This is a genomic window from Defluviitalea raffinosedens, assembly GCF_016908775.1.
Lineage (GTDB): Bacteria > Bacillota > Clostridia > Lachnospirales > Defluviitaleaceae > Defluviitalea > Defluviitalea raffinosedens.
Map to the genome: position 1 here is coordinate 1 of NZ_JAFBEP010000016.1, position 26,245 is coordinate 26,245.

30 protein-coding genes are annotated in these 26,245 nt (G+C 37.3%); 26 read left to right on the forward strand and 4 right to left on the reverse strand.

Annotated elements, in window-relative coordinates; genetic code table 11:
- Positions 1–126: 126 nt before the first annotated feature.
- The 13 genes from JOD07_RS15480 to JOD07_RS10985 all read left to right on the forward strand — a co-directional run bounded on the left by JOD07_RS15480 (position 127) and on the right by JOD07_RS10985 (position 9,708).
- Positions 127–582, forward strand: coding sequence for a class II aldolase/adducin family protein (locus tag JOD07_RS15480; RefSeq protein WP_416387174.1), 456 nt, complete (start codon positions 127–129; stop codon positions 580–582).
- 4 nt (positions 583–586) lie between these two features.
- Entirely contained in the window at positions 587–2,083 is a 1,497-nt protein-coding gene (locus JOD07_RS10930; RefSeq protein WP_158741230.1) for an aldehyde dehydrogenase family protein, read from the forward strand.
- Between the two features lie 15 nt (positions 2,084–2,098).
- Positions 2,099–2,407 carry a BMC domain-containing protein gene (locus JOD07_RS10935; RefSeq protein ID WP_204613992.1) on the forward strand — a complete coding sequence of 103 codons (309 nt, stop codon included), beginning with the start codon at positions 2,099–2,101 and terminating at the stop codon, positions 2,405–2,407.
- A 15-nt stretch (positions 2,408–2,422) separates the two neighbouring features.
- The gene (locus tag JOD07_RS10940) at positions 2,423–2,695 is read left to right on the forward strand and encodes a BMC domain-containing protein (protein ID WP_158741228.1); all 273 of its coding nucleotides are present in this window, start codon (positions 2,423–2,425) and stop codon (positions 2,693–2,695) included.
- Between the two features lie 12 nt (positions 2,696–2,707).
- Positions 2,708–3,217, forward strand: a complete 510-nt coding sequence (locus JOD07_RS15865; protein WP_330576584.1) for a BMC domain-containing protein — start codon at positions 2,708–2,710, stop codon at positions 3,215–3,217.
- Positions 3,189–3,464, forward strand: a complete 276-nt coding sequence (locus JOD07_RS10950; RefSeq protein WP_158741227.1) for a BMC domain-containing protein — start codon at positions 3,189–3,191, stop codon at positions 3,462–3,464. Before JOD07_RS15865 ends, JOD07_RS10950 begins: the two co-directional genes overlap by 29 nt.
- Before the next feature lie 44 nt (positions 3,465–3,508).
- Entirely contained in the window at positions 3,509–4,156 is a 648-nt protein-coding gene (gene pduL / locus JOD07_RS10955) for a phosphate propanoyltransferase (protein ID WP_158741226.1), read from the forward strand.
- Between the two features lie 17 nt (positions 4,157–4,173).
- Positions 4,174–4,434 carry a EutN/CcmL family microcompartment protein gene (locus tag JOD07_RS10960; protein WP_158741225.1) on the forward strand — a complete coding sequence of 87 codons (261 nt, stop codon included), beginning with the start codon at positions 4,174–4,176 and terminating at the stop codon, positions 4,432–4,434.
- 10 nt (positions 4,435–4,444) lie between these two features.
- Complete coding sequence (locus JOD07_RS10965; RefSeq protein WP_204613998.1) at positions 4,445–5,599, forward strand: ABC transporter substrate-binding protein; 1,155 nt, start codon at positions 4,445–4,447, stop codon at positions 5,597–5,599.
- Positions 5,596–6,927 carry a CoA-disulfide reductase gene (locus JOD07_RS10970; RefSeq protein ID WP_158741223.1) on the forward strand — a complete coding sequence of 444 codons (1,332 nt, stop codon included), beginning with the start codon at positions 5,596–5,598 and terminating at the stop codon, positions 6,925–6,927. Before JOD07_RS10965 ends, JOD07_RS10970 begins: the two co-directional genes overlap by 4 nt.
- A 62-nt stretch (positions 6,928–6,989) precedes the next feature.
- Complete coding sequence (locus JOD07_RS10975; protein ID WP_158741222.1) at positions 6,990–7,811, forward strand: CoA transferase subunit A; 822 nt, start codon at positions 6,990–6,992, stop codon at positions 7,809–7,811.
- Positions 7,804–8,526 (forward strand): CoA-transferase subunit beta, encoded by a 723-nt coding sequence (locus tag JOD07_RS10980; protein WP_158741221.1) that lies wholly within the window; start codon positions 7,804–7,806, stop codon positions 8,524–8,526. The genes JOD07_RS10975 and JOD07_RS10980 overlap by 8 nt, the downstream gene beginning before the upstream one ends.
- A 15-nt stretch (positions 8,527–8,541) precedes the next feature.
- On the forward strand, positions 8,542–9,708 hold the full coding sequence (locus tag JOD07_RS10985; RefSeq protein ID WP_180322467.1) for an iron-containing alcohol dehydrogenase: 1,167 nt from the start codon (positions 8,542–8,544) through the stop codon (positions 9,706–9,708).
- A gap of 137 nt (positions 9,709–9,845) precedes the next feature.
- On the opposite strand, the gene JOD07_RS10990 is transcribed toward JOD07_RS10985, so the two are convergent.
- A complete protein-coding gene (locus JOD07_RS10990) occupies positions 9,846–10,148 on the reverse strand; it encodes an AzlD domain-containing protein (RefSeq protein WP_180322466.1) in 303 nt (100 codons plus the stop codon).
- A 2-nt stretch (positions 10,149–10,150) separates the two neighbouring features.
- On the reverse strand, positions 10,151–10,903 hold the full coding sequence (locus JOD07_RS10995; RefSeq protein WP_158741220.1) for an AzlC family ABC transporter permease: 753 nt from the start codon (positions 10,901–10,903) through the stop codon (positions 10,151–10,153).
- Between the two features lie 161 nt (positions 10,904–11,064).
- On the opposite strand from JOD07_RS10995, the gene JOD07_RS11000 reads away from it, so the two are divergent.
- From JOD07_RS11000 to nagB, 4 genes are all read left to right on the forward strand, one after another.
- Complete coding sequence (locus JOD07_RS11000; RefSeq protein ID WP_158741219.1) at positions 11,065–11,799, forward strand: ATP-binding protein; 735 nt, start codon at positions 11,065–11,067, stop codon at positions 11,797–11,799.
- A 230-nt stretch (positions 11,800–12,029) separates the two neighbouring features.
- The gene (locus tag JOD07_RS11005; RefSeq protein WP_158741218.1) at positions 12,030–13,676 is read left to right on the forward strand and encodes a glutamine--tRNA ligase/YqeY domain fusion protein; all 1,647 of its coding nucleotides are present in this window, start codon (positions 12,030–12,032) and stop codon (positions 13,674–13,676) included.
- 315 nt (positions 13,677–13,991) lie between these two features.
- Entirely contained in the window at positions 13,992–15,134 is a 1,143-nt protein-coding gene (gene nagA, locus JOD07_RS11010) for an N-acetylglucosamine-6-phosphate deacetylase (RefSeq protein WP_158741217.1), read from the forward strand.
- Between the two features lie 10 nt (positions 15,135–15,144).
- Positions 15,145–15,882 (forward strand): glucosamine-6-phosphate deaminase, encoded by a 738-nt coding sequence (gene nagB / locus JOD07_RS11015; protein ID WP_204614024.1) that lies wholly within the window; start codon positions 15,145–15,147, stop codon positions 15,880–15,882.
- 26 nt (positions 15,883–15,908) lie between these two features.
- Here the strand turns inward: nagB and JOD07_RS11020 are convergent, their stop codons facing one another.
- Together JOD07_RS11020 and JOD07_RS11025 are read right to left on the reverse strand one after the other, a co-directional pair.
- Entirely contained in the window at positions 15,909–16,856 is a 948-nt protein-coding gene (locus JOD07_RS11020; RefSeq protein ID WP_204614000.1) for a magnesium transporter CorA family protein, read from the reverse strand.
- Between the two features lie 105 nt (positions 16,857–16,961).
- On the reverse strand, positions 16,962–17,480 hold the full coding sequence (locus tag JOD07_RS11025) for an amidase domain-containing protein (RefSeq protein ID WP_204614001.1): 519 nt from the start codon (positions 17,478–17,480) through the stop codon (positions 16,962–16,964).
- 231 nt (positions 17,481–17,711) lie between these two features.
- Between JOD07_RS11025 and JOD07_RS11030 the strand changes: the two genes are divergently transcribed.
- The 9 genes from JOD07_RS11030 to tkt all read left to right on the forward strand — a co-directional run bounded on the left by JOD07_RS11030 (position 17,712) and on the right by tkt (position 26,197).
- Positions 17,712–18,596, forward strand: coding sequence for a hypothetical protein (locus JOD07_RS11030; protein ID WP_204614002.1), 885 nt, complete (start codon positions 17,712–17,714; stop codon positions 18,594–18,596).
- A 1-nt stretch (position 18,597) separates the two neighbouring features.
- Positions 18,598–18,729 carry a cyclic lactone autoinducer peptide gene (locus JOD07_RS11035; RefSeq protein ID WP_158741213.1) on the forward strand — a complete coding sequence of 44 codons (132 nt, stop codon included), beginning with the start codon at positions 18,598–18,600 and terminating at the stop codon, positions 18,727–18,729.
- A gap of 55 nt (positions 18,730–18,784) precedes the next feature.
- Positions 18,785–19,192 carry a hypothetical protein gene (locus JOD07_RS11040; RefSeq protein ID WP_158741212.1) on the forward strand — a complete coding sequence of 136 codons (408 nt, stop codon included), beginning with the start codon at positions 18,785–18,787 and terminating at the stop codon, positions 19,190–19,192.
- Positions 19,193–19,196: 4 nt separating this feature from the next.
- Positions 19,197–19,766 carry an accessory gene regulator B family protein gene (locus JOD07_RS11045; RefSeq protein WP_204614008.1) on the forward strand — a complete coding sequence of 190 codons (570 nt, stop codon included), beginning with the start codon at positions 19,197–19,199 and terminating at the stop codon, positions 19,764–19,766.
- An 11-nt stretch (positions 19,767–19,777) separates the two neighbouring features.
- The gene (locus tag JOD07_RS11050) at positions 19,778–20,017 is read left to right on the forward strand and encodes a hypothetical protein (protein WP_158741210.1); all 240 of its coding nucleotides are present in this window, start codon (positions 19,778–19,780) and stop codon (positions 20,015–20,017) included.
- A 110-nt stretch (positions 20,018–20,127) separates the two neighbouring features.
- Entirely contained in the window at positions 20,128–21,642 is a 1,515-nt protein-coding gene (locus JOD07_RS11055; RefSeq protein ID WP_243429310.1) for an FAD-dependent oxidoreductase, read from the forward strand.
- 94 nt (positions 21,643–21,736) lie between these two features.
- Positions 21,737–22,759, forward strand: coding sequence for an aspartate--ammonia ligase (asnA, locus tag JOD07_RS11060; RefSeq protein ID WP_158741208.1), 1,023 nt, complete (start codon positions 21,737–21,739; stop codon positions 22,757–22,759).
- Between the two features lie 48 nt (positions 22,760–22,807).
- A complete protein-coding gene (asnS, locus tag JOD07_RS11065; protein ID WP_408609351.1) occupies positions 22,808–24,190 on the forward strand; it encodes an asparagine--tRNA ligase in 1,383 nt (460 codons plus the stop codon).
- Positions 24,191–24,217: 27 nt separating this feature from the next.
- Positions 24,218–26,197 (forward strand): transketolase, encoded by a 1,980-nt coding sequence (gene tkt / locus JOD07_RS11070; RefSeq protein WP_158741206.1) that lies wholly within the window; start codon positions 24,218–24,220, stop codon positions 26,195–26,197.
- The last annotated feature ends 48 nt before the right edge of the window (positions 26,198–26,245 follow it).

Below are 26,245 nucleotides of genomic sequence, written 5' to 3' on the forward strand. Positions count from 1 at the left end.
ATACTTTTGCCCTTTTGCCATTGTAGACACTTCCTTCCCTTTTTATATTTTAAGGTGTTCGGCTTTTTGTGTCTACACTAATATACTAACACCACTACACCGGGAAGTACAGGCGTACCAGATTCTATTGCACCTTATTGCAAAAGCCACAATGCAGTATTGCTTGCGAACCATGGTGCTTTATCATGGGGAAAAGATGTATTTGAAGCATATCATAGACTGGAGTCTTTAGAATATTATGCGACAGTACTGATGTATACAGGAAACATTATTGGGAAGGCAAATGAATTAAGCTGCAGTCAAGTAAGTGAGCTCATTTCCATAAGAGAAAAGCTGGGAATTAAAACAGGAGGAATTCCACCTTGCTCAACAATTGTAACGAATGACAAAGACGTAGTATCGTCTTCAAATACGGAAGATCTGAAAGTAAAGAGCAATTCAAAACCCAATTATCCTACATATATTGACTCCAATTCCGGCTGTGAAATTTCGATCAGGCCTAAACCACAATCCAAAGAAGAAGTTATGGAAGAGCTTATAAACAAGATCACTGCTAAGGTTTTAGAAAGTTTAAAGGGGTGACAACATGGAAATCCAACAAAAAGATATAGAACTTATTGTTCAGCAAGTTCTAAAAAATGTTTTAGCGCATCAACCGGTGCAGGAAGAACCGGAGATTAAAACTTATCAGCCGACAAAGACACCAGCAATGGTTTCATCTCCATCATCGCAAGTTTGGTCAAAAGGTGAATATGGTGTATTTGATCGAATAGAAGATGCTATAGATGCAGCTTATGAAGCACAAAAAATCTATATTAAAAACTTTCAATTAAAAGACAGAGAACGTCTTATTTCTAAAATAAGGGAAGTTGCCAAAGCCAATGTTGAAACCCTTGCAAAAATGACCAGAGAAGAAACCAATATAGGACGCTATGAGGATAAAGTGTTAAAAAACCTTCTTGTTATTGAAAAAACCCCAGGAACAGAGTGCCTAGAGACAAAGGCTGTTTCCGGAGATGACGGCTTAACAATCATAGAGCAGGCGCCTTTTGGTTTGATCGGAGCGATCACTCCTGTTACCAATCCAACAGAGACAATTATTAATAATGTTATTTCCATGATTGCAGGAGGGAATACGGTTGTCTTTAATGTGCACCCTTCAGCGAAAAAGAGTTGTGCTTTCTGCTTACAAATGATTAACAAGGCAATTGAAGAAGCAGGGGGCCCCAGTAATCTGGCAACGATGGTCAAAGAACCTACTATGGATACAGTCAAAGCTTTGTGTGAAAGTGAAAAAGTAAGATTGCTGGTAGGGACTGGGGGAACCCAGATGGTAAAAGCACTTCTTAAATCAGGGAAAAAAGTAATCGGGGCAGGAGCAGGAAATCCTCCGGTGATTGTAGATGCCACAGCGGATATTCAACATGCAGCTAAAGAGATTTACAAAGGTGCTTCTTTTGATAATAATTTGCTGTGTTTAGCTGAAAAAGAAGTATTTGTAGATGAAACAGTAGCTTCTGACTTAATCTATTACATGATCAAAGAAGGGGCATTCCTTTTGAATCATGAGCAATTACAAAAGATTATGGATCTGGTACTCACCCATGAAGACACACCAAAAGGAAGAGTATATCATGTCAACAAGAAGTGGGTGGGACAGGATGCAGGCAAAATGCTTGAAGCTATAGGGTTACAAGATAAGGCACATATAAGATTGCTGATCTGTGAGGTAGAGCATGACCATCCTTTTGTCATGCTGGAACAACTCATGCCTGTACTGCCTATTGTTAAATTTAAGACCCTGGATGAAGGTATAGAATATGCGTTATTGGCAGAGCACGGGAATAGACATACAGCGTCTATGTTTTCAAAGAATGTAGACAATCTTACAAAGTTTGCAAGAGCAGTTCAGACAACAATTTTTGTAAAGAATGCATGTACTCTTGCAGGAGTTGGCTTTGGAGGAGAAGGTCATACGACGATGACGATTGCAGGGCCAACCGGTGAGGGTATTACCAATGCAGTATCATTTACAAGACAAAGGAGATGTGTTCTGGCAGAAGGCGGCTTTAGAATCATATAGTAAGGAGGTATGTGTATGGCAATAGGTTTTTTAGAAGTAGCAGGGTATGCAGTTGCCTTATATGCGATGAATAAAGCGTGTAAAGCGGTCGATATCGAAATTCTGGGGATTGACACGATCAATTCAAAGGATTCCAGTGCCCATATACCTCTTACGGTTCAGGTAAAGTTTCAGGGAAGTATTTCTGATGTAAAGATTGCAGCAGAGGTAGCCAGAGAAGCTGCACTGCAATTTAATAACGAAAAAGAAGTGATTACCAGTGTTATAGAAAACCCTTATGAAGGGACGAAAAAACTGGCAAAAATTTCGAAGGTAAAATTTTAATAGGAGGTTGATCATATGTCAGCAATAGGATTAATTGAAACAAGAGGATTAACAGCATCTATTGAAGCAGCAGATGCTATGCTTAAGGCGGCGGGAGTTGAATTGGTAGGAACAGAAAAAATAGGTTCAGGATTGGTTACAGTTATAGTAAAAGGTGAAGTAGGTGCAGTTAAAGCTGCTGTAGAAGCAGGAGAAGCTGCGGCAGCAAGGCTTGGAGAACTAGTAGCAGTTCACGTAATTGCAAGACCACATGATGATGTTGCTAAAATTCTTCCAAATTTAAAGTAAGAGTTGAAGTCTATGGCTAAATATAATTTTAGTGCAATAGGGATAGTCGAGATCAGCTTTTATGTCAATGCACTTACTGTATTGGATGAAATGTTAAAAACTGCAGAAGTACATCTCATACATTGGGAAAAAAAACTTGGTGGAAGATTGGTAACCATAATCGTTGGAGGCGATACTTCTGCGGTTCAATCTGCTATTGATGTAGCAAAATCCATGGGGCAAGTGGTAGGAGAAAAAAATATTAAAGTAGCAATTACGATTCCAAGCCCTCATCCAGAAATAATTAAACTTATTTATAAAGAGAGAGAAAAAAGATACGGGGAAAATCAAGGTGAAATAAAACAAGAGGAAGAAGAACGACAAAATTGCTTACAAGAAAATAATGATAAAGCAATAGAGACAGAAGTAAGACAGAAAAGAATGGATCAAGAAAAAGAATCGAATGTTGAAACAATAGAAGAAAAACCCAAAAAGAGATCAAGGAGGAAAAAAGATGAAGGCAATAGGAATGATCGAAACTAGAGGATTTGTGGCGGCAATTGAAGCGGGAGATGCTATGTTAAAGGCAGCAGAAGTAAAATTAATTGGAACAGAAAAAATAGGTTCAGGCTTGGTAACTGTTATTGTTCAGGGAGATGTTGGAGCAGTTAAAGCTGCAACAGAAAGTGGTGCAGAAGCAGCGTCAAGACTTGGAGAAGTAGTGGCTGTTCATGTTATTCCAAGACCACATTCAGATGTTTCAAATATTTTATTACCTTCCGCAGAGTAGTAATTAAATAAAACTTAATTACCAAGATATCTGAGGTGCTCTAAATGGATCAGGAGAAATTAATAGAGTATATAACAGAGTTAGTAATAGAAGAAGTTAAAAAAATAAGCAGCAATGCCTATATTGTTCCGGTAGGAATATCAGCACGACATGTCCATTTATCACAGGAGCATTTAGAAATATTATTTGGGAAAGGATATCAACTTACTCATTATAAAGATTTAAGTCAACCTGGACAATTTGCAGCTCATGAAAAAGTAGAAGTGATCGGACCTAAAGGAAGTATTAAAAATGTACGAATCTTAGGTCCGATTCGTTCTAATACCCAGGTAGAAGTAGCTCTTTCAGATGCGAGAAAGTTAGGAATCAATGCCCCAGTACGAAGTTCCGGTGATATAAAAGGGACTCCCGGTGTTATTTTAAGGGGCCCTGCAGGACAAGTTGAAATTCCTTGTGGTGTCATTATAGCGGAAAGACATCTGCATATGTCAGAAGAAGAAGCCAGGCGATTTAACCTTAAAGATAAGGATATTGTAACTGCTGTCGTCGAAGGGTCTAAGGGCGGTAAAATGAGCAATATTGTGGTAAGAGTAAATAAGGATTACAGACTTGATTTACATATTGATACGGATGATGCCAATGCTTTTAATTTAACTCAGGGACAATATCTGAAATTAGAAAAATGTGAGTGATTTTTAGGGGTGAAACGATGATTATAGGCAAGGTAGTCGGGAATGTTTTTTCTACAAGAAAGTGCCAAAGCCTAGTAGGCTACAAGTTATTGGTAATCAAACCTCTGTTTGGGAATAAAGACGATTTCTTTGTTGCAGCAGATACCTTAGGTGCCGGAATTGGGGAGTGTGTTCTGGTAACCACGGACAATACCACCCAATATGCCTTAGACAGGCAGGCACCTATAGATGCAATTGTTGTGGGTATTATTGATGAAGAACCTCAACTGGAAGGGTAGGACGATCACTATGAATGAAAAAGTAAAGATAAAATTGAAGGTCCTGGCAGTCAATGATCCAGCAGTAGATGTATACATTGATAAAAATTACAAAGTGGTAGAAAATTATGACGATGATACAGTAGATATTCAATTTGACATTGTACCATGGGATAGTTACTTTCCCACAATGTTGAAGGTATTTAATGGTGAAACTTCTTATGACATTATTATGGTGGCTGGGCATCTTTGGCTTGCAGACTTTGTTACAAAGCAATATCTGGAGCCAATGGACTATGAGTTTGAAGATATACTTCCAGTCATTGCTCAGGAGATGCAGTATCAAGGGAAGACATATCTTTCACCCTCCTTTTGTGATGGACATGTAATTGTCTATAGAAAAAGTACTATAGAAAAAGTTTTAGGAAAACCATTAGATCCAGTAATTACAGTAGATCAATTTATAGAAGTAGCTAAGAAATTGAAAGAGAATGGAATAGATTCTCCGATTGCTCTTAAAGCCCATCAGTCAGAGATATTAACAGATGCTCTGCCTTATTTAAGAAGTACGGGATTAGATCTTTATGAAATAAAGGATAATAAGGTAGTTTGCAATATTAAAAAAATGGAAGAAGGGCTTAATAAATACTTAAGCTTAAAATCCTATGCACCTGATGATACTTATACTTTTGGCAACAACGAAATAAAAGAAGTTTTGGCCCATAATAAAGTAGCAATGGCAGTAACATGGTCAGGTCAATTAGGAGTAGTAACAAAGGAATGTGATGATTTAGAGGATTTAGGATTCTCTACTTTTGATACAGCATGGAATGTAACCTGGTCTTTTGCAATTACAAAGAACAGTCAGAATAAAGAAAAAGCTAAGGCATTTTTGGCTTATCTGCGTTCAAAAGAAGTAGATCGTTTAGTAGGGGCATATTGCGGGGCACCTGTAAGAAAAAATAGTTATATTGAAGGAATGAATAAATATCCCTGGTATAAAGTTCAGCTTGAAATGATAGAAAATCAAGCTACTCCACTTATAGATTTGCTTCAGGCAGGAGACAAGAACAATGTTTTGTATGAAGAAATTTATAATGTTTTTACCGGTCAAAAGGAAGTAAGAGAAGCACTTAAAGATGCGGAGTCAAGAATAGAAGCTGTCGATGAAAGGAGAACTTTATGAAAGTCATAATAATCGGTGGAGTTGCTGCTGGAATGTCTGCAGCTTCTAAAATAAAAAGGGTAGATAAAAACGCTGAAGTTATTGTTTATGAAAAGGGCGATTTTTTGTCCTATGGTGCATGTGGTCTACCTTATTATGTTGGTGGATTCAACGATGACTATACTAAGATGATCGCAAGAACAAAAGAGCAATTTGAAAGTATAGGAATTCATGCGCACACCAATCATGAAGTGATCAAGGTTGTGCCAGGAGAAAAAAAAGTTCTTGTAAGAAATCATATTACAGGCGATATTTTTATAGATACTTATGACAAGTTAATGATTGCCACAGGGGCGAAAGCGGTTAAACCACCGATTGAAGGAATTCATTTAAAGGGGGTTTATCAGCTTAAGACATTAGAAGATGGTATTTGGCTTAAGAAGGCAGCACAGGATGAAAGTATAAAGAAAGTAGTAATCGTTGGCGGAGGATATATAGGGATTGAAACTGCAGACGCATTTTTAAATCTTGGCAAAGAAGTAACGATTATCGAATTTGCCAATAGAATTCTGATGCCTTTTGATGAAGAAATAGTAAAGATTGCATTAGAAGAATTAATGCATCATGGAGTAAATATTAGAACGGGCGAAAAGGTTGTTGGATTAAAAGGAACAGATCGTGTCAGAACCGTCGTTACCGATCAAGGTGAGTATGAAGCAGATCTTGTAGTTTTATCCATAGGTGTTAGGCCGGCCACAGATTTTCTACGGGATACAGGAATTAATATGGCACCTAATGGGGCCATTATAGTGGACAGGGAAATGAGAACTTCCCTTCCTGATGTATGGGCTGCCGGGGACTGTGCTTTGGTTTATCATAAACAGTTCAAAGATAATGTATATTTACCGCTTGGTACAGTGGCCAATAAATGTGGTAGAATTGCTGGAGCAAATATTTTAGGCGCCCACCAGAAGTTTACAGGAGCCCTAGGCTCAACAGCAATTAAAGTATGCAATATCGAAATGGGAAGAACTGGATTTTCGGAAAATGACGCCAAAAAACTGGGAATGAATTATAAAACCGTCATTGTCAATGCCTATGACCATCCGGGCTACTATCCAGGACAAACACCGATTACAATCAAACTGATTTATGAGACAGGCACTAAAAAACTTTTGGGTGCTCAGGCTGCAGGGCAAAAAGGAGCAGTTTTACGTATCGACAGTTTTGCCATAGCGATTCATAATCAAATGACTACGGATGAATTAGGGATGCTGGACTTAGTCTATGCACCACCTTTTGCAGGGGTATGGGATCCTATCCACATTGCTTGTAATGCTGCAAAATAGTGTATTTTCACAGTTGTAAAGAGCATTTTGTCTTTTTACAAGTAAGAGGAAGAGGGATATAAATGAGCAAATTGATGACAATTAAAGATGCAGTAAATCTGATTAAAGACGGAGATATCTTGGGGATTGGCGGAAATGTCCTGCACAGAGCACCCATGGCATTAGTAAGAGAGATCATAAGAGCACAGAAGAAGCATCTTAAGATCGTTAAAACTGCAGGAGCCATGGATATAGATATGCTTTGTTTAGGAGAATGTGTTGACAGTGTAGATGCAGGCTTTGTGAGCTACGAAAGTGAGTTTGCTCTGGCAAACCATTACAGAAAAGCGGTTCAAAATGGAATCGTTAAGGCCAATGAACATGCCTGTTATACAGTCATTTCCGCTTTGAGGGCATCATCCTATGGGATCCCTTTTATGCCGGTAAGAGGCTTGGTTGCCGGAGATCTTATAGAAGTTAATGATTATTTTACAAGGATCAATAATCCTTTTGGGGATGAAAAAGTAACAGTAGTAAAAGCGATTACCCCAGATGTTGCAATCATTCATGCCCAGGAAGCAGATGAAGAAGGGAATGTAAGAATACTGGGACCGCAATTTGAGGATATATTGCTTGCCAAAGCATCTAAAAAAGTGATTGCATCGGTAGAAAGAATTGTGCCTGGTTCAAAGTTTGCCCAGCCAGGGGAAAATGCGGATATTCCATATTTCCTTGTGTCCGGGATTGTACATATCCCACAGGGAGCAAGTCCCTGTTCCTGTCATGGCTGTTATGATATAGACAGAAACTCTATAAAAGCGTTTAAAGACCTAACAGACAAATCTAAGCTGGCAGACTATCTATTTTCTTATGAAAGCAAAGACAGGGGGCATTACAATGGATAATATTCGTGCATGTGATATTATGGTTTGTGCCATGGCAAGAGAAATAAAAAATCATAACACAGTATTCCATGGAGTCTCTTCTCATATGCCTATGATTGCCATTCTTCTTGCTAAAGCCCTTCATGCTCCTCAGGCAGTACATCTTAATATTCCCGGCGGCGTAAATCCTGAAATGAAAGAATTGCAAAAGTATACCAGTGCAGGCAGTGCACTGATGACAAAGTCAAAAACATATCTTCCGTTGGCAGAGGTTTTTGATCTTTCCATGAGAGGTGGACTGGATATCGCATTTTTAAGTGGTATTCAGTTTGATAACAGAGGAAATGTCAATGCATCAGTGATAGGAGACTACAATAAACCTAAGGTGAGGATGCCAGGGGGAGCAGGTAGTGCTGTACTGATCCCAACTGCAAAAAGGGCCATCATCTGGAGAACGAAACATGACAGACGCACTTTTGTGGAAAAAGTGGATTTTGTGACAACGAGAGGGAATGTAGATAAGATCATCACACCTTTATGCATATTTAAAATGTACAAAGGAGAACTGATCCTGGAAAGTATTCATCCAACATCCAGTATAGAAGAAGTTGCGGAAAATACAGGTTTTCCGATCCGATATATAGAAATCAAAACCACACCTCTTCCAACTGAAGAAGAACTAAGGTTATTGAATATTATAGATCCCCAGGACTACAGAAACATTGAATTTGCATAAAAATGAGGTGGTTAGATGGGACAAGTGCATAGAGTAAATATGGTCAAAACGAATTTTTTTGGTTCAGGATCCATCAATCAGTTGCCGGAAGAAGTAAAAAAAAGAGGTTACAAAAGAGCGCTTCTTATAACTGATCAATTTTTATATGAAAATTCCATAGCACAACAGGTATGTGACAAATTAAAAGAGGTAAATATTCATAGTTATATTTTTTACAAAGTAGAGCCAAATCCAACAGTAGAGTTAGTAGATCAATGTTTAGCTGTCGCTAAGGAGGTTAATCCTGATTTTTTAATTGCCCTTGGAGGTGGCTCTCCCATTGATACTTGTAAAGCAGTCAGTATTTTATTCACCAATGGAGGAAATATCGTTGAATATGAAGGGGTTAATAAATCCCGTCAAAAGGGATTACCTATTGTAGCCATCAACACGACAGCGGGAACAGGCTCAGAAGTTACAAGTTTTTATGTGATTACAGATAAAAAAAGAAATTCAAAGATGGTTATGGTAGATACGAACTGTATGGTGGATATAGCAATAAATGATGCAGATTTTATGGTATCCATGCCAAAATCCTTAACAGCTGCAACAGGAATGGATGCTATGACCCATGCCATAGAAGCGGTGTTATCAAAAGAAGCAACCCCTTTCACAGATAAAGATGCCCTTTGGGCAATTACTACGATTTATAAATATTTGCCAAAAGCAGTTCAGGACGGCAGTAATTTGGAAGTCAGAGAAATGATGGCGTATGCAGCTTATACGGCAGGAATTGCTTTTTCTAATTCAGGTCTTGGAATGGTGCATGCAATGGCCCATTCTCTGGGCGGATTCTATAATCTTCCTCATGGAGTATGTAATGCAGTTTTACTGCCTTATGTGATGAAATTTAACGGCAAAGATCCAGGAGCCCAGGAGCCTTTTAGAAAAATAGCAAATGCTTTAGGTATAAAAGGCATGGATTGGGGAGGAGCCCAACGGGCAGTAAATGAAAGTATAAAAGAAATTCAGAAACTGAGCAGAACTGTGGGTATTCCTCAAAAATTAAGAGATCTCCAAAGAGTAGATCCAAAAGACTTCCCTGTTTTGGCAGAATTGGCTCTAAATGATACCTGTATGCCAAGCAACAGAATAACGCCTACGCTTGAGCAAGTCATAGAAGTATATAAGGAAGCATATTAAGTTCATAAGAGTTCCAACTTTATATAGAAAGTGATAAAAAACAAGTCGGTTAGGGGAGACCGACTTGTTTTTTATGTATTGTATATAAATAGGGAGGTAGTTGTAGCATTGTCAAATTAAATACTGATTATACATCCCTATATAAAAAATTCCAATAAATATACTAAAATGATTGAACTTACGGCTACTGTCATCAGCCCTTTTTCGAAATAAGCCAGAATAAGCGCAATAACAAGTCCGGCAGCTGCTGAATAGATATGGCTGGTGGAATACAGAATATCTGGAAAAGTCATAGCCCCCAATACAGCAAAAGGAACATAGAATAAAAACGAACGAATAAATTTTGACTGTAATTTTCTTTTAAATACTGCAATGGGTAAAACCCTTGGGATATACGTTACAATTGCCATAATGACCACGGCAGTAAAAGCATAGCTCATGACTAGACCTCCTCTTTTGGGAAGAATATGGCGCCGACGGTTGAAGCCACAATGGTTGCAGCGATGATTCTAAAACCATCGGATATTTGACTGATGTAAGGGATCCATTTAAGGCACGAACTGATTAAGATGCCAGTGAGTACAACCATAAGAGCCGCCCTTGATTTTTTAGCCGTGGGAACCACTAAAGCTATGAACATGGCATATAGCGCGACCCCCATGGCGCTTTGAAGCTGTTCCGGAAGAATGGAGCATGCTATGGCTCCAACAGCAGTACCTAAAACCCATCCTAAAAATGGTCCGACAATCAGCCCCGACATAAACGGAAAAGTAAGTTCTTTTTCTTCCAGCGAGGCGACAGCAAAGGTCTCATCTGTGATGCCAAAAGCAATTATGCATCTTTGCAGCAGGGACATGCAGGGGGTAATTCTTTGAGATAAAGACAGAGACATCAGCATATATCTGATGTTTATAATAAAGGTCGTTAAACCAATTTCAAATAAAGAAGCATTGGAAATAATTAAAGAAGTTCCTGCAAACTGTCCGGCGGAAGTCAGGTTTGATAAAGAAATAAAAATAGCCAGCCATACGGGGATACCTCCGTTAACAGCCATTAATCCAAAGGTAAAGGACACAGGAAAATATCCGAGGGCAATAGGAATACCCAGTTTGAATCCACGGGAAAAGTCATTGACCTGTTTGCTTTTATATTTTAAAGGCTGATCGATTTGACAGAACTGTTCTGCTGAATCCATTTCTTTACCTCTTTTCTTTAAGTTTCTAATGATTTATTATAGCTTATAAAACTCAATAGTCAATCACAGATTCATCCTAAAAAGTGTAACATTTATCACAGATTTTTATTTAATAACTGATATAATGTAATTATTAAAGAACTTAAAGAGGAGGTTTTGTAATGATTAGAAAGATTATAAGCATAGATGAAGAAAAATGTAATGGCTGCGGATTATGTGTCAATGCCTGCCATGAAGGGGCTATTGAATTGGTAGATGGCAAAGCAAAGCTGATTTCTGATGAATATTGTGACGGATTCGGAGATTGTCTGCCCCAATGTCCTACCAATGCCATTACAATTATTGAGAGAGAAAGTAAACCCTATGATGAAGAACTGGTAAAGCAAAAAATGGAGGAAAAGAAAGCTAAAGTTAGCCCTAACCCCATGCCTTGTGGTTGTCCGGGTACAATGGCCAAGACCATTGAAAGGAAACAACTTTCAGTTAACAAAAAAGTTGAAGTTAAAGATGAAGTTCAGGTTAAACCTCAATCTGAATTAATGCAATGGCCAGTGCAATTAAAGTTAATTAATCCGGATGCAGCTTATTTGGATCATCCTCATTTGCTCATTGCAGCAGACTGTACAGCTTATGCCTATGCGAATTTTCATCAGGACTTTATCAAAGACCATATTACAATGATTGGCTGTCCTAAATTGGATGACAACGAGTATTATACACAAAAACTTACAGAGATCTTTGGTAAGCATCAGCCTAAAAGCATTACAGTCGTAAGAATGGAAGTGCCTTGCTGCGGAGGAATTGTCGCTGCTGTCAAAAAGGCTATGCTGCAATCTGAAACTATAGTAAACTACAGAGAAATTATAATTACCACAAACGGCGAAATAAAAGAATAATAAGTTCTAAGATGAATACTTCCGGGACAGAACCTTTCATTTTTATGAAATGGTTTATCAGGGAGTATTTTTTATATCATATGAGTGATTAAGTATAGTAAAAAGTGGCATAATAATAATAAGTTCGTTGAAACTGCCTATAAATTATGTTAGTATGGAATACGATAAATAAATATTATATTAATGATAGAAGTAATATAATATAATGATTTTAAGGAGGGAAGGTATTTATGGAGATGGAATTTAGTAATTTTATTCATGATATTATTGAAAAAGACTTAGAAGAAGGAGTATACGACAGAGTACATACTCGTTTTCCCCCGGAACCTAATGGATACTTACATATAGGGCATGCAAAAGCTATTTGGCTTGACTTTAGTACTGCCGAAAAATACAACGGCCTCTGTAACTTAAGATTTGATGATACGAATCCTACCAAAGAAGATATCGAATATGTTGAGTCCATTAAAGAAGATGTAAGATGGTTAGGCTTTGACTGGGAAGACCGACTTTACTATGCTTCTTCTTATTTTGATCAATTGTATGAGTTTGCGATTCAACTGATTAAGCAAGGCGATGCCTATGTGGATGATTTAAGTGCCGATGAAATCAGAGAATACAGAGGAACTTTAACGGAACCTGGGAAAGAAAGCCCTTATAGAAACCGTTCCGTAGAAGAAAACCTGGATCTGTTTATCAGGATGAAAAATGGAGAATTCCCTGATGGTTCAAGAGTGCTTCGGGCTAAAATAGATATGAGTTCTCCGAATCTTAATATGAGAGATCCTGTGCTCTATCGCATTGCCCATGTTCCTCATCATACCACCGGAGATAAGTGGTGTATTTATCCGATGTATGACTATGCACATCCTATATCCGATGCTCTTGAAGGGATTACCCATTCAATCTGTACATTGGAATTTGAAGACCACAGACCTTTATACAATTGGGTTATAGAGAAGATAGGCTTTAAGAATCCTCCTAAGCAAATAGAATTTGCAAGGCTGGAAGTTTCCAATATGGTAACCAGTAAGAGAAAGCTTCGTCAACTGGTAGAAGAAAACTTTGTTGACGGCTGGGATGACCCAAGAATGCCCACTATATCAGGGTTAAGAAGAAGAGGATATACTCCTGAAGCCTTAAAAGATTTCTGCCTTAAAACTGGTGTTGCAAAGAGTAAAAGTATTGTTGACATTGCATTTTTGGAACATTGCATTCGCGAAGATTTAAAACTGAAAGAACCCAGAGTAATGGCAGTATTGAATCCGCTTAAGGTAGTCATTACCAATTATCCTGAAGGACAAATTGAAATGATAGACATAGAAAATAATCCTGAAAATCCTGAAATGGGCACGAGAAAAGTACCTTTTTCCCGCGTACTTTATATTGAAAGGGACGACTTCATGGAAGATCCTCCTAAAAAGTTCTTCCGCCTGTCTCCCGGAAAAGAAGTAAGACTTAAGGGTGCTTATTTTATTAAATGCGAAGAAGTTATTAAAGATGAAAAGACCGGAGAAATCATCGAGCTTCACTGTACGTATGACCCGGCAACAAAAAGCGGAAGTGGCTTTGATGGCAGAAAGGTAAAAGGAACTCTCCATTGGGTTTCAGCGGATCATGGAATCAATGCGGAAGTAAGATTGTATGATTACTTATATATAGAAGATGAAGCCGGAGGAGAACCAAAACTCAATCCCAATTCTCTTGAAATTTTAAGCAATTGTATTATTGAGCCTTCCATAGCAGATGCAAAACCCGGAGATAAGTTCCAATTCTTGAGACATGGCTATTTCTGTGTGGATACAAAGTACACGACAAAAGAAAAATTAGTATTCAACCGTATAGTGTCTTTAAGAAGTTCCTGGAAGAATAACTAAACAGTTTCCCGTGAGGAAGCTGTTTTTTTATTGTATAGGAAATCCTTAAGGATTTATACAATAAAAAGCCTTCCGGGAAGGATGAAACTTGCGCACATTGAATTTTGTCGCCTTTGCCGACCGTGCCAGGAGAGGTTTCTTGGGCGAAATTCTTTCTTGTATAAATTTAGGCAAAACATTTAGGGAATGATTTCTTGAAAAGATTTTTTATAAAATTATTCTCTTTGGAAAAGAATATATCATTGAAAAGTTTTCTTTTTAAAAGTATAATACTGGTATAGAACACTATACAAATTAGTGAAAGGAGAGGTCATGATGAAATGCTTGTATAACGGAAAGATTATTTTAAAAGACCAGGTTATCACAGGAAAAGCAATCATTTTTGATGAGCGTATTTATGATATTGTAGATGAAAATGAAGTAAGTATGATGGATAATCTGGAAAAAATAGATGTTAAGGGCAAATACATCTCCCCGGGATTTATTGATATACACATTCATGGATTTGATGGATATGATACGATGGATGCCAGTGAAGAAGCTCTTAAGGCTATAAGCAAGGGCATAACAAGAAATGGGGTAACATCCTTTTTACCCACTACAATGACAATGTCTAAAGAAAGAATCATCAGTGCCTTGGAAGCTATACGCCAATTCAAAGAAAAAGGAAATGACGGAGCGGAAATTATAGGGGTCAATGTGGAAGGACCTTTTATTAATAAAAAATTTAAAGGAGCTCAGGATGAACAGTATATCATCCCTGCGGACTTTGAAATCATTAAGGAATATAAAGATTTGATTTCATTAATTACAGTAGCACCGGAAACAGAAGGGGCATTGGAATTTATTAAAAAAGTTAAAAGGGAAACCAATATTGTTCTTTCCATGGGGCATACAGCAGCCACTTATGAGGAAGCTAAAGAAGGCATTATCAGTGGTATTAGCCACGTTACCCATTTGTTTAATGCTATGACCGGGTTGCATCATCGCAATCCAGGTGTAGTAGGAGCTGCTTTAACCCATGATGTTACCTGTGAAGTGATCGCAGATACGATCCATATCCATTCTGGGTTATTTTCTATGATTCTTAAGACAAAAGGTATGGACAAAGTTGTATTGGTTACTGACTGTATGTCTGCCGGAGGAAAAGAAGAGGGAGAATATGATCTGGGAGGACAAAAAGTTTTTGTTAAGGACAAACAAGCGAGACTTGCAGACGGGACTCTGGCCGGAAGTGTTCTCAATCTGAAAGATGCTGTATATAATGTGAATCAACATACAGATTTTACGATTCATCAGTTGGTTTCTCTCATCACTATTAATCCTGCAAAAATCCTTGGAGTGGACAAAAGAAAAGGCAGCCTTGAAATAGGGAAGGATGCAGATATAACAGTATTTGATGAAAATATGAATATTTCTTTGACAATCGGAAGGGGAAAAATTTTATATGAAATTTAATTTAGGTAATATACGCATTTATGTTGAAGCAAATTATGAAGCAATGAGCAAGAAGGCGGCTTATATTTTATCCAGCCAAATTCGACTTGAGCCTCAAAGTGTGATCGGGCTTGCTACTGGGGGAACTCCTGTGGGCATGTACAAAGAGTTGGTTCGAATGCATAAAGAGGAGGATTTAGATTTTTCTGAAATCACTACTTTTAATTTAGATGAGTATTACCCAATTGCTAAAGATAATCCTCAAAGCTATTACTATTACATGATGGAAAATCTGTTCAATCATGTGAATATTGACTTGAGCCGAGTGCATATCCCCAATGGAATGGCACAAGATGTTGCTAAAGAGTGTGAAAACTATGAAACCATGATTAGAAATGCCGGAAGGATTTCTCTTCAGGTATTAGGTATTGGCCCCAACGGCCATATCGGATTTAATGAACCCGATGCCCAATTAGAACCCTATACCCATTTGGTTGATTTAGATGAAAAAACGATTGAAGCAAATTCGAGATATTTTAATTCCAGGGAAGAAGTCCCAAAACAAGCGTTAAGTATGGGCGTTAAAACCATTATGAGCGCAAAGAAGCTTATGCTTTTGGCCAGTGGACAAAATAAAGCAGAAATCATTAAAGAATCTATTATGGGAGGCATTACACCGGAGATTCCGGCATCATTTTTACAGCTTCACCCAAATGTAACGATCATACTGGACAAAGAGGCAGCTTCTGAAATTCTGCCATTATTATAGAAGGAACGGTTTTAACCGTTCCTTATTTATAGCCATTTTTTTCTTTTAAAAATAACATAAAGAATAAGGGTCAGAAGAAACATGATGCCAAGACTTAAGGGATATCCATATTTCCAATTCAGTTCCGGCATGTATTCAAAGTTCATTCCATATATTCCTGTAATTAGGGTCAGGGGAGCAAAAAAAAGAGCAAGTATCGTCAATCGGGTAACAATGTCATTGGTTTGAGAAGTAAGAACAGATTCGTACAAATATAAGAGCTGGTCTCCCATCTCTTTCAGACTGGATAAATAGTCATAAAGCTTATTCATTCTGATATCAATATTTTTAAAATATTTCAGATGATTGGGATTGATAAAGCCGTTTTCATTGACCAGAAATTGATCCCCGATATATAAAAGAGGTCGTAGGTATTTTTTTAACTGATTAATTTGCATTCTAATTTTGTTGATCTCAACGAACTGCTTTTTGTCGACATTCTTTATGATATCTAGCTCCAATCGCTGAAGCTTATCCTCTAAATGTTCTAAGGATGAAAAAAAATGACTAAGAATACGATCGAATATCCAGAAATAGATTCTGTTCAGTTCGTTGGCCGGGTTCTCCATCATGTTGATTTTTTGAGTAATATATTTTTCGATTTCATCAATAATTGTGCTTTTTGGTTGACCAACCAGGATAATATAATTAGAACCAATGTATAAATTGATTTCTTCAAAGAAAGTTTTGTCATCCAGAAAGTAAAAATAGTTTAAGCTTATAAAATCATAGTTTTCAAAGCTGTCAAAACGTATATTTTCATCAAAGGTTAAACATTCTTCGATCGTATTGGAATCGAAATGAAATATGGGTTGAAGCATTTGTATTTCTTTTGTTAAGCATAGAATAAAATAACTGTTGTCCTCATTGTACCAAGAGAGACTATCGGAAACATCTTTGAGAATTTTATTTTGAGTCAGATGATAGATATTCATTCCTTTCCTTCTTTCAAAAGTATTTTTAAAGGTTAAAAGGAAATTAGTAATAGTTTGACCTGCCGGAAAGGAAATTATTAATGTAGAAACTTGGATTTAAAAAGTTTAATTTATTGATATAATGTGGTGAAAAATCGTTTCTTTAAAATTCTTCCTCCAGGGAATATTCACTGCTTCAAAGGTGTGTTGAGAGACAAGAGGCTCTTTGATCCCTCCTTTGGAGACAAAGCCTGTAATGATAGCTGAATGCTGAATGCGATTTTGATTGTTTCTGTACTGTATGATATCTCCTTCTTCCAGTAAATCCGCGATAGAAGCATTGAAAAAATCATCTCCTTTTATGGACACGGTTTTTGCTTTAATCCCAAAGCCCTTTTCCTGTGTCACAGTACGAATGTACCAGTATAAAGAAGCTGCTACTGCCCAGCAGATCGAGGACTTACCATTTTGATACCACCAGGGATGGGTGGGATGATAATGATTTTTAGCTCCTCCAGCCCGAAGGCATTGCGAAACAAAATTGGTACAGTCATTTCCCTGGTAGTAAACATACTCAGGATTTGGATGATTGCCGTATCTTATAGCGTATTCTACGGCTTTTTTGCGGTTATATGGCTCACTCATAAAAAACCTGCCTCCATTTCATATTGACTTATAAATTAAAATATTATACAATTTAAAGATTGTTTACATAATAGAATATGTTTTGGATATGAGAAAAATGGAAGTTCCAAAAAGGTAAGCGGCTTTTATGAAGACAATTGGAATATGATTATTGTATGGTTTAAGTTTTTATAGTAGTATAATAATGTGTCCTGTCGACAATTGGAACTGGTTTTCGTATTATGTAAAATTATGTTTAAAATGTATTTTCTGTGTGGTATAATTGAAAGGGGTAGGGTAATGGAGCAGATATCGTTATTCAAGTTGATAATAGTCGGAGTTCCTGAAACTACTTTAAATTTATTGATTGGGTTAGTCTTATGTAGAGATAATGTGAAGAAAGATTGGAAAAGTTTTATATTCAAAATGGTTGCAAGTATTATTGTAATCTTAATTACGATTTATTTTGCAAGACGGGAATTTAAAAATGTTACATTGCTCGCAGGAACCATTACATTAATATATGTAATTATATTTAAAATAATATGGGAGATGAATTTTCGGCAAAGTATTCTGTCAGGTTGCAGTACTATGTTTCTTTTATGTTGCTTAGAAACTATAACATTACCTTTATATAATAAATTTTTACAATCAATGAGGTTTGCTGATATTTTTGATGCGAGCATATTGTTTTCACCATTCTTAAGATTATTACATATCATTTTCTTTTTGATATTGACAAAGTGGAATTTGCGAAATAATGAAGTGATTAGTGGTAAATGGAGTAAGCAAAATAAGCATTCTAAAATAGCAATGATTATCATTATTCTATCGATATTATGGTGCATGATATCTATGCTCAATTATATAGATTTGAATTATAGAATAGCACTGTTTAAGGAAGATACATCTTTTTTAGTAGGAAATATGAAAATATTTTTTTGGATGACTGTATGGTTTTTTGTATTTTTATTGGTCCTTCTTTATTATATTTTTAATTTTTTAGATACTCAAAAAATGTTTGATATATCCTTAGAAGAAATCCTTAGCACTGCAGGGGAAGAGTTGTCTAAGGAGGAGATCAAAGGATATATTGAAATTCTTCAGCAAAAGTATAACGAGAAGGGGGGGAAATAAAATGAGAAGAAGATTATTGGTTATTTTAGGAACAATTGCGACCTGCATGGCTGCTTTCACCGCTACAGCTGGTGCGTGTTCAATTTTTCATGGTGAAACTCAGGTTCCAGAAGCACTCCAAAAAGATTTATAAGAACCAAGATAACGGGGAGATTTCCTTCCCGTTATTCTCATGAAGGGGTGATACAATGAATGTATTAATCGCTCATCGCGTTTACAATATGCAAAGAGACTTGATTATTGAAAAAACAGAAGAATTATTATCCAGGATCACCTGCAGCCCGGACAGTAAAGAGTATCTGAAAACATTGATCGTAGAATTGGTTTCCGGGAATTTTTATTCGATGAAAAGAAACCAGCAATGGTCGGTGTATCAAATTTTAAAAATTCGCATACGGCAAAACGAAAGAACCATATTAAACCATGCCACCAGGGCAATAGAAGATATCCAGCTGGATACGAAGACAAGAAATTGCTTAAACAGTTTAGGCATTAGTGGTGAAATCAAAGTAGCCAAGTTTTTAAAGGCAGCGGCTAAAGAAGTTCAAAAGCAAGTGGAACAAGAAAAGAAGCAAAAAGGAACCTGGATTGGGTGAAAAAATGAGTATAATAGATCAAACGGCTGAAAGACTTGCAAAACAAGTAAAAAAGGCTTCACCACATGTGGATGAACAGATTGTTCAGTATTATTATACCCGAGCATTTAATCGCCTTATTTTCTACGTGATTTGCATACCTTTAATTATTATACTTCGTTTAAACATTTTTTCTTTTATCACTGTTTTATTAAGTTATTCTCTTTTGCGCAGATGCTTTGGCGGAGCCCATTTGGAAAGCGATATCGGGTGCTTAATATTAAGCGTGGTGACGATGACTGGAGGAACCTGGATATCGAGCTATATTAAGCCTTCTCTTATTTTAATTATTGCAGTATACATATTTACTTTTATTGTGGTACAATGGACTGGCCTGATCGATTCACCGAAAAAGAGAATTGTTAAATTACGGGCTGCTTTTATAAGACAAGGCTATTTTACCATAGCATTTTTAACTCTTATTACTTTTATATTATATTATTTTGATGAAACCAGAATGATGACAGGTTCCATAATTGTAGGGATAATGATAGAATTGGCCAGTTTAATTATAGGGAAAATCAGATACAGATAGGATGCAGATATATGAATATTTATAAACTCATTGAAGAACATGAAGAGGAATTAAAAAGCAATCTTGAAAGCAGAATGTCCATTATGCTCAACAGGCCAATCACCATTTCAGAGGATCAGTGGTATAAGATTCTTCAGGGTACTTTGGAAGATATTGAGTATAATATTATTTTTTTTAATAAAAATATCGATAAAGAATACGTCTTTGAAACCATGAAATCTTTCGTTGAACTTCATGTATTAAGAACATAGAACCGGTGAAGTGAGTGTAAACTTAACCGGTTATTTTATTGCCTTTTTTACACATAAGGTATGGTTTTTTTACACAAAATAATAAGAAAATGCATGTAGGAGAAGATAACATGGTAAAAGAGAAATCAAATTCTTATTGGATTGCTTCAACTAAGGAGACAAATTATCCTAAGCTTTCAGAAGATTTATCTGTGGATGTTGCCATTATTGGCGGCGGAATGGTTGGTATAAGCTGTGCCTATTATTTAAAAAATGAAGGGTTTAAGGTTGCCGTTATAGAAGCCAAAAGAATCGCTGAAGGGGTTACAGGAAATACGACGGCCAAAATTACAGCTCAGCATCATCTGATCTACGATTCGCTCATTAGAAAATTTGGAGAAGAGATCGCACAGCAATATGCCAGTGCCAATATATGGGCCATAGAAGAGATTGCCAAAATCATTGAACAAAATAATATAGACTGTGATTTTATACGTCAGCCGGCTTACATTTATACTCAATCTGAGGACTATATAAAACAGATTGAAGATGAGGTTAAGGCTGCGCAAAAATTAGGAATCAAGGCTTCATTTGATACTAGTCTCTCTCTGCCTTTTCCCATTAAGGGAGCTGTTCGATTCGATCACCAGGCCCAATTTCATCCAAGGAAATACCTCCTTCCCCTGGCAGAGAAGATTCCGGGAGAGGGAAGTTTCATCTTCGAGAATACGAGAATGAAAAATATAGAAGGAGAAAATCCTTATACAGTCATTACCGATAGTGGAAAAATCACTGCAACGTATGTTATTATTGCATCTCATTTCCCTGTATACGATCATTTCGGCTTTTACTTTGCCAGAATGTATGAATCAAGAACCTATGCTTTAGCCATGAAGATCAAGGAGAAATTCCCCGGTGGTATGTATCTTTCTGCGGAAAGCCCCAGCCGCTCCCTTCGTTCACAGCCTTATGAAGATGGCGAATTGGTATTGCTTGTGGGAGAGGAACACAAAACCGGGCAGCATAAGGAAGCGGCAGAGCATTACAGGAAGCTTCAGGAATTTGCTCATGAACATTATAATGTAGAAACTATTTTATACCACTGGTCCACTCAAGATTGTATGCCAATTGACGATATTCCTTATATCGGACGTATTACATCAACAGCAGCCAATATGTATGTGGCTACAGGGTTCAAAAAATGGGGCATGACCCACAGCATAATAGGCGCAGCCCTTATAAGGGATCAAATTATGAACAGACAAAACCCGTGGGAAGAAGTATATGATCCCTCAAGGTTTACACCTTTGCAGTCCATAAAAAAATTCTTTGAAATCAATGCAGATGTGGCAAAGGAACTTATCTCAGGGAAATTAGAAATTCCTGAAGACACGCTGAGAGATTTAAAAGAGGAAGAAGGATCTGCCATCGAGATTGAAGGAAGAAGAATAGGTGCTTATAAAGATGATAAGGGTGAAATACATTTAGTAGACCCAACCTGCAGCCATATGGGGTGTGAATTGAAATGGAACGATGCTGAAAAGACATGGGACTGTCCTTGTCATGGTTCAAGATTCACCTACACCGGAGAAGTCATTGAAGGCCCGGCGGTGAATTCCCTGAAAAGAATAAAATTAGGAGAATAATGTAGAAATATATCTATTTTATTTTACTAAGAGGATGTCAGTATGATATAATGATAAAATTGGAATGGAAGAAAGAAATTAAGGGGGAACAAGAATGACCGATCAGCTTAAATCTCTGATAATACCGGAAGGATATTCTTCGGCATTATCTGTCAGAGAAACGGAAGCAGCGATTAAAAGGCTGAAAGATTATTTTGAAAATAAATTGGCGGAAGCATTAAATTTATCAAGAGTCTCTGCACCTTTATTTGTTAAAACCGAAACGGGATTAAATGATAATCTTAATGGTGTGGAGAGGCCGGTTTCCTTTGATGTTTACGGCATTGGAGGAAAAAGTGTTGAAATTGTTCATTCACTGGCAAAGTGGAAGAGAATGGCTCTAAAGCAATATGGCTTTTCTGTAGGTGAAGGATTGTATACTGATATGAATGCCATAAGAAGAGATGAAGAACTGGATAATTTACATTCTGTTTATGTGGACCAATGGGACTGGGAAAAAATTATAAGCAAAGAGCAAAGAAATCTTGAAACCTTGAAAGAAATTGTCAAAAAGATATATAATGTATTCAAAGATACAGAAAAGTATGTAGCTAACTTATATCCTGTGATCAAACCGATTCTACCGGAGGAAATTACCTTTATTACAACGCAGGAACTGGAAGACAGATTTCCTGATTTAACTCCTAAGGAAAGAGAAGATGCCATTGCAAAAGAAAAAGGGGCTGTTTTCATTATCGGTATCGGAGGAAAGCTCAAATCCGGGGGAAAGCACGATGGCCGTTCTCCCGACTATGATGACTGGTCTTTAAATGGAGACATCATCTTCTGGTATCCAGTATTGGAACGGGCATTTGAGCTTTCTTCCATGGGCATCAGAGTGGATGAAGAAACCCTTTTAAAGCAGCTTCAAATGGCAGGCTGTGAAGAGCGAAAAGAGCTGGAGTTCCATAAAAAGCTTCTTAATGGCGAATTACCTTACACAGTAGGAGGAGGAATTGGTCAGTCCAGGCTTTGCATGTTCTTTTTAAGAAAAGCCCATATAGGAGAAGTGCAGTCTTCCGTATGGTCGGATGAAATGATCGAATCCTGTGAGAAAGCTAATATTTATTTATTATAAGAAATTTTAAAGATGTACTAAAGAGAGGAGAAGAGAAAAGTGAAACATATCTTGGTAAAAGATTTATACAGAAAAACAGAAGAATATGCTGACAAGCAAGTTACTGTAGGAGGATGGATCAGAACAGTTCGTTCTTCCAAAACTTTTGGTTTTATAGAATTAAATGACGGATCATTTTTTAAAAACGTTCAAATTGTATTTGAAGACACCCTTGAAAATTATCAGGAGATTTCAAAACTCAATGTCGGCTCTGCAATTATAGTAGAAGGAACAATTGTTAAAACTCCGGAGGCAAAGCAGCCTTTTGAAATTAAAGCAAGTGCCATCACAGTAGAAGGGACATCCACTCCGGATTATCCACTTCAGAAGAAAAGACATTCTTTTGAGTTTTTAAGAACCATTGCGCATTTGCGTCCCAGAACCAATACTTTCTCAGCAGTATTCAGAGTAAGATCTTTGGCGGCATATGCTATTCATCAATTTTTCCAAGAAAGAGGATTTGTTTACGTACATACGCCCATTATCACAGGAAGCGATGCAGAAGGCGCGGGCGAGATGTTCCGAGTTTCCACACTGGATTTAAATAATCTTCCAAAGGATCAAGACGGAAAAGTAGATTTCAGCAAGGACTTTTTTGGAAGAGAAACCAATCTTACAGTAAGCGGACAGCTTTCCGTAGAGACTTATGCTATGGCATTCAGAAATGTATATACCTTTGGGCCAACTTTCCGGGCAGAAAACTCCAATACAGCAAGACATGCAGCAGAGTTTTGGATGATTGAGCCGGAAATGGCTTTTGCAGATTTAAACGATGACATGGAATTGGCAGAAGAGATGTTAAAATACATCATCCAATTCGTTATGGACAATGCGCCGGAAGAAATGGAATTCTTTAATAATTTTATCGATCAAACTTTGTTTGAAAGATTAGTAAACATAGTAAACTCTGACTTTGGACATATTACTTATACGGAAGCAATAGAATTACTTAAAAAGGTAAATCATCAGTTTGAATATCCGGTAGAGTGGGGAAGCGACCTTCAGACAGAACATGAAAGATATTTAACAGAAAAGATCTTTAACAAACCTGTTTTCGTTACAGATTATCCTAAAGACATTAAGGCATTTTATATGAGACAAAATGATGATGGAAAAACTGTTGCAGCTATGGACTTATTGGTACCAGGCGTAGGAGAAATCATTGGCGGAAGTCAAAGAGAAGAAAGATTAGATGTATTAGAGAACAGAATCAAAGAATTGAATATGAAAGAGGAAGACTATTGGTGGTATCTTGATACAAGAAGATATGGCGGAACGAAACATGCAGGCTTTGGTCTTGGATTTGAAAGAGCGATTATGTATATGACGGGAATGTCCAATATAAGAGACGTTATTTCTTTCCCCAGAACAGTAAAAAATGCAGAGTTTTAACATATCAATAATAAGGAGGATCATTCAATGAATCAGATTGAGCAGCTTAGTGTCAATACGATACGTGTTTTATCAGCAGAAGCGGTTCAGAAAGCAAATTCCGGGCACCCAGGATTGCCTTTGGGTGCAGCGCCAATGGCATATACCTTGTGGGCAAAGCAATTAAAGCATAATCCCCATAATCCAAACTGGGTGAACAGAGACAGATTTGTATTGTCAGCAGGCCATGGTTCCATGCTATTATATTCTTTACTGCATTTATTTGGATATGGATTAACGATTGATGATTTGATGAATTTCAGACAATTTGGAAGCAAAACTCCGGGACATCCTGAGTATGGTCATACAGTAGGGGTTGAGACGACCACTGGTCCTTTGGGACAGGGAATTGCTACTGCCGTTGGTATGGCCTTGGCAGAAAAGTATCTGGCTGCTCATTTTAATCGTCCCAATTACAATATCGTAGACCACTATACCTTTGTTCTGGCTGGAGACGGCTGTATGATGGAAGGTATTTCATCAGAAGCAGCGTCTTTAGCAGGAACATTAAAATTAGGAAAACTTATCGTATTATACGATTCCAATAATATTTCCATTGAAGGACAAACAGATATTGCCTTTACAGAAAATGTAGGAAAACGCTTTGAAGCCTTCCATTGGCAAGTTTTAACCGTTGAAGACGGAAATGACATCGATGCGATTAACAAAGCCATAGAAGAAGCTAAGAAAGAAACCGAACGACCAACTTTAATTGAGATCAAAACACAAATCGGTTATGGCGTTCCTGCAAAACAAGGAAAAGCTTCAGCCCATGGAGAACCCTTAGGAGCAGACAATATAACTGCAATGAAAGAATTCCTTGGATGGGATGCTGATGAAGAATTCCATGTTCCTTCAGCAGTAAGAAACCATATGAATGAAATCATAGAAAAAGGCAAAAAGGAAGAAGAAGCCTGGAACGAGTTATGGAATAGCTACAAAGAGGCTTATCCTGACTTGGCAAAAGAATGGGAAATATGGAATGATAAAAACTTGGCGGCTAGACTTATTGATGACAAAGAATTATGGAGTCTTGGCGGCAAAATGGCTACAAGACAGTCTTCTGGAAAAGTCATTAACTATTTGGCTAAGGTATTGCCTAATCTCATTGGGGGTTCTGCGGACCTTGCGCCTTCAAATAAAACTTATATGGATGGAAGAGGAGATTTTTCAGCAGAAAATCCAACAGGATCCAATCTTCATTTTGGTGTAAGAGAACATGCCATGGGTGCTATCCTTAATGGAATGAAACTTCATGGAGGCTTAATCGTATTTGGCGGAACCTTTTTTGTATTTAGTGATTACATGAAAGATTCCATGCGTTTATCAGCATTGATGAATCTTCCAGTCATCTATGTACTGACTCACGACAGCATTGGTGTTGGTGAAGACGGACCAACTCATCAGCCCATTGAACATCTGGCAGCTCTTAGAAGTATGCCAAACTTAAATGTATTCCGTCCTGCGGATGCTAAAGAAACCGTAGCCGGCTGGTACAGTGCATTGACTTCAGGCAAACCTACAGCATTGATCCTTACACGCCAGGATCTGCCTGACTTAGGTACTGACGGAAAAGACGCCCTAAGAGGTGCGTACATCTTAAAAGACAGTGAAAACCCAGACATCATCTTGATGGCAACAGGTTCGGAGGTACATTTGATTTCTGAAGCTGCAGATGTTTTAAAGACAAAAGGCATTCATGCAAGGGTCATTAGCATGCCTTCATGGGAAATTTTTGAGGAGCAAAGTGAAGAATATAAAGCAAAACTTCTTCCAAAGCATATCAGAAAACGCCTTGCTGTGGAAGCGGCTTCTTCTTTTGGATGGCATAAATATTTAGGACTGGACGGTAAAATGATCTCTATAGATACTTTTGGCGCTTCGGGTCCTGCAGATACTTTATTCAAACATTTTGGATTTACAGTAGAAAACATCGTTAAAACAGTAGAAGATATGATGAAAGAATAATATATCCTTAAAAATTTATAAGTTTTAATAGACAAGAGGGACAATTTG

Excerpts from the sequence above, each read along its gene's own strand:
- JOD07_RS10930 (WP_158741230.1), top strand. The coding sequence starts at position 587 with ATGGAAATCCAACAAAAAGATATAGAACTTATTGTTCAGCAAGTTCTA.
- JOD07_RS10935 (WP_204613992.1), top strand. The coding sequence starts at position 2,099 with ATGGCAATAGGTTTTTTAGAAGTAGCAGGGTATGCAGTTGCCTTATAT.
- JOD07_RS10940 (WP_158741228.1), top strand. The coding sequence starts at position 2,423 with ATGTCAGCAATAGGATTAATTGAAACAAGAGGATTAACAGCATCTATT.
- JOD07_RS15865 (WP_330576584.1), top strand. The coding sequence starts at position 2,708 with ATGGCTAAATATAATTTTAGTGCAATAGGGATAGTCGAGATCAGCTTT.
- JOD07_RS10950 (WP_158741227.1), top strand. The coding sequence starts at position 3,189 with ATGAAGGCAATAGGAATGATCGAAACTAGAGGATTTGTGGCGGCAATT.
- pduL (WP_158741226.1), top strand. The coding sequence starts at position 3,509 with ATGGATCAGGAGAAATTAATAGAGTATATAACAGAGTTAGTAATAGAA.
- JOD07_RS10960 (WP_158741225.1), top strand. The coding sequence starts at position 4,174 with ATGATTATAGGCAAGGTAGTCGGGAATGTTTTTTCTACAAGAAAGTGC.
- JOD07_RS10965 (WP_204613998.1), top strand. The coding sequence starts at position 4,445 with ATGAATGAAAAAGTAAAGATAAAATTGAAGGTCCTGGCAGTCAATGAT.
- JOD07_RS10970 (WP_158741223.1), top strand. The coding sequence starts at position 5,596 with ATGAAAGTCATAATAATCGGTGGAGTTGCTGCTGGAATGTCTGCAGCT.
- JOD07_RS10975 (WP_158741222.1), top strand. The coding sequence starts at position 6,990 with ATGAGCAAATTGATGACAATTAAAGATGCAGTAAATCTGATTAAAGAC.
- JOD07_RS10980 (WP_158741221.1), top strand. The coding sequence starts at position 7,804 with ATGGATAATATTCGTGCATGTGATATTATGGTTTGTGCCATGGCAAGA.
- JOD07_RS10985 (WP_180322467.1), top strand. The coding sequence starts at position 8,542 with ATGGGACAAGTGCATAGAGTAAATATGGTCAAAACGAATTTTTTTGGT.
- JOD07_RS10990 (WP_180322466.1), bottom strand. The coding sequence starts at position 10,148 with ATGAGCTATGCTTTTACTGCCGTGGTCATTATGGCAATTGTAACGTAT.
- JOD07_RS10995 (WP_158741220.1), bottom strand. The coding sequence starts at position 10,903 with ATGGATTCAGCAGAACAGTTCTGTCAAATCGATCAGCCTTTAAAATAT.
- JOD07_RS11000 (WP_158741219.1), top strand. The coding sequence starts at position 11,065 with ATGATTAGAAAGATTATAAGCATAGATGAAGAAAAATGTAATGGCTGC.
- JOD07_RS11005 (WP_158741218.1), top strand. The coding sequence starts at position 12,030 with ATGGAGATGGAATTTAGTAATTTTATTCATGATATTATTGAAAAAGAC.
- nagA (WP_158741217.1), top strand. The coding sequence starts at position 13,992 with ATGAAATGCTTGTATAACGGAAAGATTATTTTAAAAGACCAGGTTATC.
- JOD07_RS11020 (WP_204614000.1), bottom strand. The coding sequence starts at position 16,856 with ATGAATATCTATCATCTGACTCAAAATAAAATTCTCAAAGATGTTTCC.
- JOD07_RS11025 (WP_204614001.1), bottom strand. The coding sequence starts at position 17,480 with ATGAGTGAGCCATATAACCGCAAAAAAGCCGTAGAATACGCTATAAGA.
- JOD07_RS11030 (WP_204614002.1), top strand. The coding sequence starts at position 17,712 with ATGTTTAAAATGTATTTTCTGTGTGGTATAATTGAAAGGGGTAGGGTA.
- JOD07_RS11035 (WP_158741213.1), top strand. The coding sequence starts at position 18,598 with ATGAGAAGAAGATTATTGGTTATTTTAGGAACAATTGCGACCTGCATG.
- JOD07_RS11040 (WP_158741212.1), top strand. The coding sequence starts at position 18,785 with ATGAATGTATTAATCGCTCATCGCGTTTACAATATGCAAAGAGACTTG.
- JOD07_RS11045 (WP_204614008.1), top strand. The coding sequence starts at position 19,197 with ATGAGTATAATAGATCAAACGGCTGAAAGACTTGCAAAACAAGTAAAA.
- JOD07_RS11050 (WP_158741210.1), top strand. The coding sequence starts at position 19,778 with ATGAATATTTATAAACTCATTGAAGAACATGAAGAGGAATTAAAAAGC.
- JOD07_RS11055 (WP_243429310.1), top strand. The coding sequence starts at position 20,128 with ATGGTAAAAGAGAAATCAAATTCTTATTGGATTGCTTCAACTAAGGAG.
- asnA (WP_158741208.1), top strand. The coding sequence starts at position 21,737 with ATGACCGATCAGCTTAAATCTCTGATAATACCGGAAGGATATTCTTCG.
- tkt (WP_158741206.1), top strand. The coding sequence starts at position 24,218 with ATGAATCAGATTGAGCAGCTTAGTGTCAATACGATACGTGTTTTATCA.